The 10,717-nt window shown below is 67.5% G+C and carries 12 protein-coding genes; 8 read left to right on the top strand and 4 right to left on the bottom strand.

Translation table 11 applies throughout. The features are described 5' to 3' along the window. Positions 1-1,200 (bottom strand): FAD-dependent oxidoreductase (locus C666_RS17055; protein WP_004344763.1); only part of this gene is annotated, 1,200 nt, incomplete at its 3' end. A gap of 363 nt (positions 1,201-1,563) precedes the next feature. On the opposite strand from C666_RS17055, the gene C666_RS17060 reads away from it, so the two are divergent. Beyond that, on the top strand, positions 1,564-2,532 hold the full coding sequence (locus C666_RS17060) for a LysR substrate-binding domain-containing protein (RefSeq protein ID WP_004344765.1): 969 nt from the start codon (positions 1,564-1,566) through the stop codon (positions 2,530-2,532). A gap of 29 nt (positions 2,533-2,561) precedes the next feature. Here C666_RS17060 and C666_RS17065 read toward each other — a convergent pair whose 3' ends face one another. After that, positions 2,562-3,335 carry an SDR family oxidoreductase gene (locus C666_RS17065; protein ID WP_004344767.1) on the bottom strand — a complete coding sequence of 258 codons (774 nt, stop codon included), beginning with the start codon at positions 3,333-3,335 and terminating at the stop codon, positions 2,562-2,564. Positions 3,336-3,442: 107 nt separating this feature from the next. Here C666_RS17065 and C666_RS17070 point away from each other — a divergent pair, with 107 nt between their 5' ends. Further along, positions 3,443-4,444, top strand: a complete 1,002-nt coding sequence (locus C666_RS17070) for a LysR family transcriptional regulator (RefSeq protein WP_004344769.1) — start codon at positions 3,443-3,445, stop codon at positions 4,442-4,444. A 54-nt stretch (positions 4,445-4,498) separates the two neighbouring features. Here C666_RS17070 and C666_RS17075 read toward each other — a convergent pair whose 3' ends face one another. Continuing rightward, a complete protein-coding gene (locus C666_RS17075; protein WP_004344771.1) occupies positions 4,499-4,780 on the bottom strand; it encodes a hypothetical protein in 282 nt (93 codons plus the stop codon). Between the two features lie 211 nt (positions 4,781-4,991). Here C666_RS17075 and C666_RS17080 point away from each other — a divergent pair, with 211 nt between their 5' ends. From C666_RS17080 to C666_RS17090, 3 genes are all read left to right on the top strand, one after another. Next, a complete protein-coding gene (locus tag C666_RS17080; protein WP_169316044.1) occupies positions 4,992-5,381 on the top strand; it encodes a MerR family transcriptional regulator in 390 nt (129 codons plus the stop codon). A 113-nt stretch (positions 5,382-5,494) separates the two neighbouring features. Further along, the gene (locus C666_RS20195; protein ID WP_004344775.1) at positions 5,495-5,641 is read left to right on the top strand and encodes a RidA family protein; all 147 of its coding nucleotides are present in this window, start codon (positions 5,495-5,497) and stop codon (positions 5,639-5,641) included. Positions 5,642-5,835: 194 nt separating this feature from the next. Beyond that, a complete protein-coding gene (locus C666_RS17090) occupies positions 5,836-6,558 on the top strand; it encodes a cysteine hydrolase family protein (RefSeq protein WP_004344781.1) in 723 nt (240 codons plus the stop codon). A 13-nt stretch (positions 6,559-6,571) separates the two neighbouring features. On the opposite strand, the gene C666_RS17095 is transcribed toward C666_RS17090, so the two are convergent. Then, positions 6,572-7,396 carry a class I SAM-dependent methyltransferase gene (locus C666_RS17095; RefSeq protein ID WP_004344784.1) on the bottom strand — a complete coding sequence of 275 codons (825 nt, stop codon included), beginning with the start codon at positions 7,394-7,396 and terminating at the stop codon, positions 6,572-6,574. A gap of 654 nt (positions 7,397-8,050) precedes the next feature. On the opposite strand from C666_RS17095, the gene C666_RS17100 reads away from it, so the two are divergent. The 3 genes from C666_RS17100 to trpC are packed head-to-tail and all read left to right on the top strand — an operon-like array spanning position 8,051 to position 10,499. Continuing rightward, positions 8,051-8,644, top strand: a complete 594-nt coding sequence (locus C666_RS17100; protein WP_038000646.1) for an anthranilate synthase component II — start codon at positions 8,051-8,053, stop codon at positions 8,642-8,644. Between the two features lie 14 nt (positions 8,645-8,658). Further along, positions 8,659-9,705 carry an anthranilate phosphoribosyltransferase gene (trpD, locus tag C666_RS17105; RefSeq protein WP_004344788.1) on the top strand — a complete coding sequence of 349 codons (1,047 nt, stop codon included), beginning with the start codon at positions 8,659-8,661 and terminating at the stop codon, positions 9,703-9,705. Continuing rightward, a complete protein-coding gene (gene trpC / locus C666_RS17110; protein ID WP_004344790.1) occupies positions 9,702-10,499 on the top strand; it encodes an indole-3-glycerol phosphate synthase TrpC in 798 nt (265 codons plus the stop codon). Before trpD ends, trpC begins: the two co-directional genes overlap by 4 nt. Positions 10,500-10,717: the final 218 nt, after the last annotated feature.

Consider the following 10,717-nt stretch of genomic DNA (forward strand, 5'->3'; position numbering starts at 1 on the left):
GACCGGCCGCACGCCGGCGCCGCCGGCCGGGCGCAGCCTGCGTTCGTGCGGCGCCTCGCGGGCGTGGGCGGCGGCGCCGCGCCCGGCCCAGATGCCCGAACTGATCGCCCACGAGGCATTGAAGGCGCCGCCGCCGGAGAGCCCGCCGCAGACCCGCTCGCGGGTGGCGGCGTCGCCGGCGGCATAGAGGCCGGGTACGCTGGTGGCGCAGTCGTCGCTGCTCAGGCGCAGGCCGCCGGTGCCGCGCAGCGTGCCTTCGTAGCGCAGCGTGAGCGGGAAGCGCTGGGTGAAGGGATCGATGCCGGCGCGCTCCAGCGGCAGGAAGAAGATCGCGTGGGCGCGGCGCAGGATGGCGCGTTTTTCCGGCGTGTCGGCGCGGTCCAGCATCGCATACACCGGCCCTTTGAGCAGCGCCTCGGCGAGGAAGTCGCGCGAGCGCGGCCCGCCGGACTGCAGCACCGTGCCGCTTTCGTCGGTGAAGGTGGCCCAGCCCAGCGTGCGGCCGCGGGTATTGGTGCCGAAGGCGGCGCTGGGCGCGTAGGCGCGGCTGAACTCCATGCCGGAGAGCTCGGCGCCGGTCTCCGCCGCCATCAGCAGGCCCTCGCCGGTGAGTACGTTGCAGCCCAGGCCCTTGCTGAGGAAGGCGCAGCCGCCGGTGGCGAGCACCACCGCGCCAGCGCGCACCTCCCAGTGGCTGCCGTCGAGGCGGTTGAGGCCGCGCGCGCCGCCGACGCCGTGCTCGTCGGCCAGCAGTTCCAGCGCCGGCGACTGGTCGAGGATGCGCACGCCGGCGCGATGCACCGCCTTGCGCATGATCTTGAGGTATTCCGGCCCCTGCAGGTGGTCGCGCAGCGGCACGCCGTGCTCGTCGCGGCGGAACGGGTAGCCCCAGGATTCCACCAGTTGCAGGCTGTCGTAGACCTGGTCCAGCACGCGGTGTATCCAGCGGGGCTCGGACAGGAAGCCGCCGCCTTCCATGCGTTTGCTCACCGCGGCATCACGCAGTGCGGCGTCCGGCGGCAGGTAGAGCAGGTTGGTGCCGCCCGGCGCGGTGGCGCCGCTGGAGCCGAGATAGCCCTTGTCTACGAGGATGACGCTGGCGCCGGCACTGGCCGCGCTCCATGCCGCCCAGGCGCCGGCCGGGCCGCCGCCGATGATCAGTACGTCCGCCTGCAGGCGGAGCCTGGCTTCGTTCTGCATATGTCCTGTCTTTCTCGCCGTTTCCGATGGTGCTCGGGTCATGCTCCTGAGAGCAGGATCAAAGCAAGATCCGTGCGGAGCGGCGTGCTGCTGGCGGAACGCGGGCTTTTCCGGCGATGGCGGGGGTGGAACGGCGGCTGGCGGCGGGGCGGCAGCGGCTCCGGGGCAGGCTCGCTGCCCGCGACGGAGCAGCGGGTGGCTCGCCCGCAGCAGGGTCTTGCGCTCTGCGCTCGATGGCCCGCCGGCGTGGCCGTTCAGTCGCAGGAAGCTGATAACCGTATGAATTTATATTCGTTAACTTTCTGCGGGCGGCGTAGAAGAATCGTTGGAAATCAGCTTCAAAGCTAAAGGTGGACAGCCCCGATGAACGTCAGCCAGTTGCGCTTGGTGCGGGAGACGATAAGGCAGCATTTCAATCTCTCCGAAGTCGCCAACAACCTTCTCATTTCGCAGCCGGGAGTGAGCCGCCAACTCAAGGAGCTGGAGGATGAACTGGGCGTGGAGATCTTCGAGCGCCGGGGCAAGCGGCTGGTGGGGCTGACGCCGCCGGGCGAGATGCTGCTGCCGGTGATCGACCGCATCCTGCTCGACGTGCGCAATCTCAAGCGCGTCGCCGGCCGTTTCGCGGTGGAGGATGCCGGCGAACTGAGCATCGCCACCACCCACACCCAGGCACGCTATCTGCTGCCCGACGTGCTGCAGGCTTTCCGCATGCGTTTCCCGCGCGTGCGGCTGGTGCTGCGCCAGGGGAGCCCGGAGCAGATCGCCGACTGGGTGGCGAACGGCGAGGTCGACATCGGCGTTTCGTCCGAGGCGCTGGACCGCCGCCGCGAACTGCAGACCTTTCCCGCGTGTACCTGGCGCCATTGCGTCGTGGTGCCGGCCGGGCACGAACTTGCCCACGGAAGCACCAGGCTGACGCTGCAGGCATTGTCGCGCCACCCCGTCGTGACCTACGACGAGGGCATGTCGGAGCGCAAGCACATCGATACCGCCTTCGCCGCGGCCCGCCTGCCGATCGAGGTGGCGCTGGCGGCGATCGATGCCGATGTGATCAAGACCTACGTCGAGGCCGGTTTCGGCGTCGGCATCCTGTCCAATCTGGCCTTCGACGCCCGGCGCGACAGCGAGCGCCTGGTATGCCTGGACGCATCCCATCTGTTCGGCGACACGGATTCCCTGGTGGCGGTGCGCAAGGGCGCCTACCTGCGCGAGTTCGCCCTGGAACTGGTCACCATGCTGGCGCTGGAGCAGTACGCCGATGCGGTCATGGAGGCGCTCCACCGCGAGCCGCCTCCGCCGGTGCGCAGCTGCTGCAAGCAGTCTTCCTGAGCGGTGCCTCTGTCCCGCGCGGGGAGGGTCTACTTGGTGGTGTAGCCGCCGTTGATCAGGATCGTCTGGCCGGTGATCCACCAGCCGTCGCTCACCAGATGGCGGATGAAGGGCACCACGTCTTCGATGTCGGTCAGGCCGGTCCTGGAAAACGGGGACAGCGCGGCGGCGGTCTTGTGGTAGGCCACCGCGTCGGCGCCTTCCTGGCCGTAGAAGAAGGGCGTATCCATCGGCCCCGGGCCCACCGCCGTCACCGAGATGCCGCGCGCCCCGAATTCCTTGGCCGCTGCGCGGGTGAAGTGTTCCACCGGCGCCTTGGTGCCGGCGTAGGAGGCGTAGAAGGGGGTGAAGGCGCCCAGCAGCGAGGTGACCAGGGTGCAGATCTTGCCGCCATCGTTTACGTGCCTGCCCGCTTCCTTGAGGAAGAAGAACGCGCTCTTGGCGTTGACCGCGCTCATCTCATCGTACTCGGCCTCGCTGATCTCCAGCATCGGTTTCTTGAGCACCTTGCCGACCGTATTGATGGCGATGTCGGGACGGCCGACCGCGGCCACGGTATCGGCGAACAGCTTCTCGACCGCCGGGGCGGTGCTCAGGTCGCCCTGCAGCGCCACGGCCCGGGCGCCGGCCTGCTCGATGGCGGCCACGGTGGCGTCGGCAGCGGCCCTGGAGGCGGTGCTGTTGTAGTGGACCGCAACCGCCCTGGCACCGTGGGCGGCCAGGTCGCGGGCGATCAGTCCGCCGAGGTTCTTGGCGCCGCCGGCGATAAGGACGACCTTGTCCTGGATACTGTGCTGAGACATGAAGCGCTCCTGCAGAGGTGAGGTTTTCATGACTGTATTTGTCGATGGATCGACAATAAACAGAGAATCCGTATCTACACTGGACATCATTCGCTACCAATAACGGCATGGACCGCATCGACCAATTCCGTATCTTCATCCGGGTCGCGCATAGCGGCGGCTTCACCGTGGCAGCCGACCAGCTCGGCCTACCGCGCCCAACTGTGTCGCTGGCGATCCAGCAACTGGAGGCACGCCTGGGTACGCGGCTGTTCAACCGCACGACGCGGCGAGTCGGCCTGACCCAGGACGGCGAGGCCTTGCTGGAGCGCGCCATTGCCCTCGTCGCCGACAGCGAGGAACTGGAACAGCAATTCCGGCTGCCGGCCAAGGCGCTGACCGGCCGGCTGCGCGTGGACATGCCCAGCCGCATCGCGCGCCGGCAGGTCGCGCCGGCGTTGCCGGACTTTTTCGCGCGTTACCCCGGCATCCAGGTGGATCTGGGCTCCAGCGACCGTGCCATCGACCTGGTGCACGAGGGGATCGACTGCGCCCTGCGTATCGGCGAGGTGCCGTCCAGCAGCCTGGTGGCACGGCCTTTGGGCGCGCTGCGGCTCGTCAATTGCGCCAGTCCCGCCTATCTGGCGCGCCACGGCATGCCGCAGGCGCCTGCCGATCTGTCACGCCATCTGGCGGTGAACTATGCGTCGCCGTCCAGCGGACGGGGCGTGCCCTGGGAATGGACGGAGAACGGCCGGCTGCAGACGCTGGCGATGAAGGCGCAGGTCTCGGTCAATAACGTCGAAACCTACCTTGCCTGCTGCCTGGCCGGCATGGGCCTGATCCAGATCCCGGCTTTCGATGTGCGCGAACACCTGGAAGCGGGCGAACTGGTGGAAGTGCTGCAGGCCTGGCCGGCACCGTCGATGCCGGCGCGGATGATCTATCCCCACCGCCGCCATCTCTCGCGCCGCGTACAGGCTTTCAGTGTCTGGCTGGCCGGGATTCTGTCTCCCTTTCTCGAGGCTGCGCCGCCACGGGCCGCCACCGGCACGTTCTCGGCGCCATCCGGCGCGGATGCCCGGGCCCGCTGCGGCAACGGGCCGGATCGAGCGGGCAAGGTCCGGTGAGCGGTGTTCAGGCGTGCGGCTTCGAGGCTGGACGATCCGCGTGCGCGCCAGGCGTCATTCGCCGAATTCCAGCGCGCTGCGCGGCGCGTCGGGCAACTGCGCATCCAGCGACGCGCGGTATTTCACGCAGCCACGCATGAACTGCGGCCAGTCGGGCACCACGGGCGGGCGCGAGGCCTGTTCCGGCAGCAGGGCCCACAGGTGAGGGTGATACCAGCACAGGTCATGGCCCGAGGTGTCGCGGTGGGCGCGGATGCCGGCGCGCAGTTTCCTGATTTCGTCGATGAGCTGTGCTGTGCTCATGGTGTCGAGATCGCTGTCGAGAGGTGTCGTCATGCCATTTCCTGCCTGGATCCACGGGGCGCGTCCATTGTATCGCCGCCGCCGTACCCGGCCCGAGTCCGTGGCAGCGTTTCTGAACCGCTTGCCCAAATGGGATCCTGCGTCACGCGGCACCATCGACTTGCCGGTGCAATGGCGGGGATGGCTTGACCTTTGCGCCGCTTCTTTCTAATCTACACCTGACGTCAGGTTTATTGAGCCAGCCATGTTACCTCTCATGCAGATCGGCGAGCTGTCCGAACGTGCCGGTGTCAGCCATCGCACCATCCATTACTACGAGCGCCTGGGATTGCTGCAGCCGGCCGAGCGTGAAGGGGCTGGCTATCGCTATTACGACGAAATGGCCTTGAAGCGGCTGGAGAAGATTGCCGCGCTCAAGCGGCTGGGGCTGAGCCTGGACGAGATCGCGATGGTAATCGATCTTTACTTCAAGGATGCGACCGGCATCGAAGGCAAGGAGAAGGTGCTGGAGATCCTTCGAGGCCAGCTTGCCAGGGCAGATGCCCAACTCGTGGAACTGCAGGCGTTCAAGCGCGATCTGGAGGCCAACATCGAGCGCATGCAGTACCTGATCGCCGAAGCCCGGCAAGGATGAGACAACAGGAGAGTGCTCGACATGCGCCTTAAATCTACACTTGACGTCAAGTTAACTTCAGGTGGGCTGAATCGGCTCTGGAACCCGCCGTCCCGCCCGGCTTCCAGTCCTCGATGCTGCCGCTCATCCGTGGCGTGCGTGACCGCTACATCGATGTCGGGCGGCCGCCGGCCAGTGCCCTGATCGGCGTCGACGCCTTGTTTCACCCCGACGTGCTGGTCGAGGTGGATGCCGTGGCGGTGCTGCCGCCGACGCCCTGAGTCCGTGCTGTCTTTCCACCCTTTTGCCGGTGTCGGGCGATACCGTCGTCGCGGACCTTTGCCGCGTTCATTTCACAGCCGGCCGGTCCGGGCATTTCAGCTCCGGCTCGGCCATCTAGACAGGAGAGCACCAACATGGCCGGAACCCATCGAACCCCGCTCCGATATCTTGCGGGCCTTGCCGGAGGTACGAAATGAACAGGAGAGAACTGCTCAAGTCGTCCGCACTGGCTGCGCTGTCGCTTGCGTCCGGCGTGGCTGCCGCCGCCACTCCGGCTGCGGTCGGAAGGCTCGATCTGGCACGCAGTGCCTTCGTATTCATTGAGTTCCAGAACGAGTGGCTGGACCCCGCCGGACCGCTCAACCGCCTGATGAAGGATCGGGCGTTGTTCGAGTCTGCCGTAAGCAATTCGGCCGCCATCCTCGCCCGCGCCAGAGAGGCGAGCGCCAACATCGTGCATGCTGGCCTGACGCTGGCTGGGGATCCCGACTACCTCGTCTTTGCCGGGGGGCGGGGCAAGTCCGGATTGAAGGGCGCAATCCCCGGTGCAGGAACCTGGATCGGCCAGGATCGGGTACGTTTCCCCGAGCCCTTCACGCCGCGCCGGGGAGAGTTCGTCGTCGCGGGGCGCTCCGGGGCAAGCGTCATCACCAATTCGAACCTGGATCCCTACCTGCGCAACAACCGTGTCGACCACCTGTACCTGATGGGTTTCGCGCTGCATGTCTGCGTCGAATCGACATTGCGGCACGCGCACGACCTTGGCTATGAAGTCACCGTCGTCAGCGATGCGGCCCCGGCGTTCACGGCGCAGCAGCAGGAACATGTCATCGAGCACGTGATCCACCATTTTGGCCGCAGCGTGACCACGGCAGAACTGCTCGCGGGACTGGCCGGCGAGAGATCTCCCGCCTGAGGCCCGGTGGGCCTCAGGTTTCGATCCCCAGGGTGTACACAGCGTAGAACGGCACGCTCGTGACTGCCTTGAACACAGGCTGCATCAGCTTGTAGAACAGGTTGTAGCCGCCCATCACCTGATGGTCAGCACGCAGCGTCAGCCGGGGGTGCGGGCGCGTCAAGTCGGCCAGCCGGCGTGGGCCCCAGTGGAATTCGGCGCCGGTGTGCTTGACCGAGGTGTGCCGCTTGGCGCGGCCGACCGCCAGCCAGCACATCACGTCGAAGGTGAACACGGAGCCGGCGGGTGCGCGTTCGCCGAAGGTGGCCAGTACCGCATCCACCGTGGCCGGCTCCAGGTACATGAAGACGCCTTCGCTCATCAGGAAGACTGGTTCCGCTTGCCGGCTGGCCGGTAGCCCCAGTTCGTCCCACCAGCGCGGATCGGCTAGGTCCAGTTGCGCCAGCGTGTGGCGCTCGTGCCGCGGAGGCATGATCTCGCGCCGGATGGACAGGACTTCCGGCAGGTCGGCATCGGTCATGCGCATGCGGCCGTTGTCGAGCCATTGCAGATAGTCGCTCAGGCCGCAGCCCAGGTTGACGACGTGCGCCGCGGGCGTGTGGGCGATGAATGCCTGCGCCTGTTCGCGGAAGCGGCGGGTGCGCGCCAGCGTGCCATAGATGCTCTGGCGGTCGTGCAGCCACTGCCGGCCGTCGTCGCCCATGTGGCGCAGCGCGCCTGCGGCATAGCGGTCGTCGACGGCCATGTGGGGAAACAAGGTGCCACCCAGCGCGCGCGCAGCCAGCGGAATGCACAGTGTCGAGGGGACTGCCGGGAGGATGGGAGGCTTTTCGGTCATGCGAGTCGGGCCTTCTGTCTGGCGTGGTGGGGAGCCCACGTGCGCGGGGACGATGAGCGGGTGTCCGGACGCGATGGCGCCTATCCGACGATACATCATATGGTATCGATTCTCATTTCTTCTTCATCGGCCTCGCGAGCGTACCCCGTGGGGAGTGGACTACCGGCTCGGGGGACGTGATAGACTCGCCGCGTCATGAGGCTGCTGCGGGGCGTCCGCATCCGCATGCATCTTCCGGGTAGCTGAACTTCGATCTGCCAATGAACCGTACTGCTCCGATCAATGTTGCTCAGTGGTGGCGCTTCCAGTAGGAAGCGGCACGTCGTTGCGGTTTAGAACCGCGCCTTGCCGCCGTTACGGTGGGCAGGGTTCAGCAGACGGCTCTCCGGCACGGCGGCTCCAGAAAACTCAGGAGATTGCCGATGCCCTTAGAATTCCCCTTCGAATGCGGCGCCGAACGGCGCATGGCGGCTGCGCTGCGCGCCTTCCGCGCATCCGCCCGGCGCGTGCCAGGGTCGATTTCCGTATCCGCGCCGCCTTTTCAGGCGAGGCCGGCGGCCATTTCGCGTGAATTCCGTTCCAATAAGCCATACGGCCGTGCGAGTAGCGAGCGGCAGCGATCCGCCGCTACGCCTCGTGGATCAAGAGGTTGATATGTCAAGACTATTGATGATCGACAACTACGACAGCTTCACCTACAACCTCGTGCAGTATTTCGGCGAGCTCGGTGCCGAGGTCAAGGTGTTCCGCAACGACGAGATCACGCTCGAGCAGATCGCGGCGATGCGGCCCGACCGGCTCGTGATCTCGCCCGGGCCGTGCTCGCCGGCCGAGGCCGGCATCTCGGTGCCGGCGATCGAGGCGTTCGCCGGCAAGCTGCCCATCCTCGGCGTCTGCCTCGGCCACCAGAGCATCGGCGCCGCTTTCGGCGGGCGCGTGGTGCATGCGCAAAAGCTCATGCACGGCAAGACCTCGCTGGTGCGGCACAAGGGCATCGGCGTGTTCCGCGGCCTGCCCGATCCGCTGACCTGCACGCGCTACCATTCGCTCGCGATTGAACGCGGCAGCCTGCCCGACTGTCTGGAAGTCACCGCCTGGACCGACGACGGCGAGATCATGGGGGTGCGCCACAAGACGCTCGATGTCGAAGGCGTGCAGTTCCACCCCGAATCGATCCTGACCGAATGCGGCCACGATTTGCTGCGCAACTTCCTCGACCGCAGCGCGCCCCTGCCTGCCGCCGCCTGATGCCTGACGAAACGATGCCAAACACGATCACTCCCCAGCAAGCCCTGCAACGCACGATCGAGCACCGCGAGATCTTCTTCGACGAGATGCTGTCGCTGATGCGCCAGATCATGGCCGGCGAAGTGTCGCCGGTCATGACCGCCGCCATCCTCACCGGCCTGCGCGTCAAGAAGGAGACCATCGGCGAGATCGCCGCGGCCGCCATGGTCATGCGCGAGATGTCGACCAAGGTCGAGGTCGCGCCGCCGCACGCGCACTTCCTCGACGTGGTCGGCACCGGCGGCGACGGCGCCAACACCTTCAACATTTCCACCACCACCATCTTCGTCGCGGCGGCGGCGGGGGCTCGCGTGGCCAAGCACGGCGGACGCGGCGTGTCGTCCAAGTCCGGCGCAGCCGACGTCATCGAGGCCCTCGGCGTCAATCTCGACCTCACGCCCGCCCAGGTCGCCGAGTGCATCGAGGTGACCGGCATCGGCTTCATGTACGCGCCGGCCCACCACAGCGCGATGAAGAACGTCGCCCCGGTGCGGCGCGAGATGGGCGTGCGCACGCTGTTCAACATCCTCGGCCCGCTGACCAACCCCGCGGGGGCGCCCAACACCCTGATGGGGGTGTTCCACCCGGACCTCGTCGGCATCCAGGCGCGCGTCATGGAGCGCCTCGGCGCCAATCACGTGCTGGTCGTGCACGGTATGGACGGCATGGACGAAGTCAGCCTCGGCGGCGCGACCCTGGTGGGCGAACTGAAGGACGGCAAGGTCAGCGAGTACCAGATCCACCCCGAGGACTTCGGCATTCCGATGGCCAGCAGCCGCAACCTGCGCGTCGAGGATGCCGCCGAGTCGCGCGAGGTGTTGCTGGGCGTGCTGGACAACCGCCCCGGCCCGGCGCGCGACATCGTCGCCTTCAACGCGGGCGTGGCGCTGTACACCGCCAACCTGGCGGATTCGATCGGCGCCGGCATCGAGCGTGCGCGCGACGTCATCGCCAGCGGCGCGGCGCGTGCCAGGCTGGACGCCTTCGTGCGCTTCACCCAGCAGTTCCGGAGCGCACAATGACCGACATCCTGAAAAAGATCTGCGCGGTCAAGGCCGACGAGGTCGCCGTTGCCCGCGCGGCCAGGCCGCTGGCCGCCGTCCGCGCCGAGGCGGAAGCAGAGCCCGCCGCGCGCGACTTCGTCGGCGCCATCCGCGCCCGCCATGCGGCCGGCCGGCCGGCGGTGATCGCCGAAATCAAGAAGGCCAGCCCGTCCAAGGGGGTGATCTGCGCCGATTTCCGCCCCGCCGACATCGCCCGCTCCTACGCGCAGGCCGGTGCGGCCTGCCTGTCGGTGCTGACCGACCGCCCCTTCTTCCAGGGTGCGCCCGAATACCTGCAGGCCGCCCGCGCCGCCTGCGCGCTGCCTGCGCTGCGCAAGGACTTTCTCGTCGATCCTTACCAGGTGTTCGAGGCCCGCGCGATGGGGGCCGACGCCATCCTGCTGATCGCCGCCTGCCTGGACCTCACGCAGATGCGCGACATGGAGCAGATTGCCGGCGCGCTCGGCATGGCGGTGCTGGTCGAAGTGCACGATGCGGACGAACTGGAGCGCGCGCTGCAACTGCAGACGCCGCTGGTCGGCATCAACAACCGCAACCTGCGCAGCTTCGAGGTCTCGCTGCAGACCACCCTCGACCTGCTGCCGCGCATCGCCGATGCCGCAGCCGGGCGCATCGTCGTCACCGAGTCGGGCATTCTCAAGCCCGATGACGTGGCGCTGATGCGGGCCAATGCCGTGCAAACCTTCCTCGTCGGCGAAGCCTTCATGCGCGTCGACGAGCCCGGCGAGGGCTTGCGCGCCCTGTTCGGCTAGGCCGGTAGGCCGCCGGCCGGTGCACCGCCCGGCCGGCGGCTGCGGATCGATGGAACAATACGCCCCCGGGAAACCATCCGCCTGAAAGTCCATGGATAAACCAGAACCGTCGTCGCCCAACGTGCAGCCGGCCCCGCCCCGGGCGTCTCCGGCTGGCGGCCGGCGCGGCGTGCGCGTCTGGCTGGCGGGCGCCGCCCTCGCCATCGGTGTGCCGCTGG

Origin of the sequence: Thauera linaloolentis 47Lol = DSM 12138, assembly GCF_000310205.1 — a bacterium.
GTDB classification, from domain to species: Bacteria; Pseudomonadota; Gammaproteobacteria; order Burkholderiales; family Rhodocyclaceae; genus Thauera; species Thauera linaloolentis.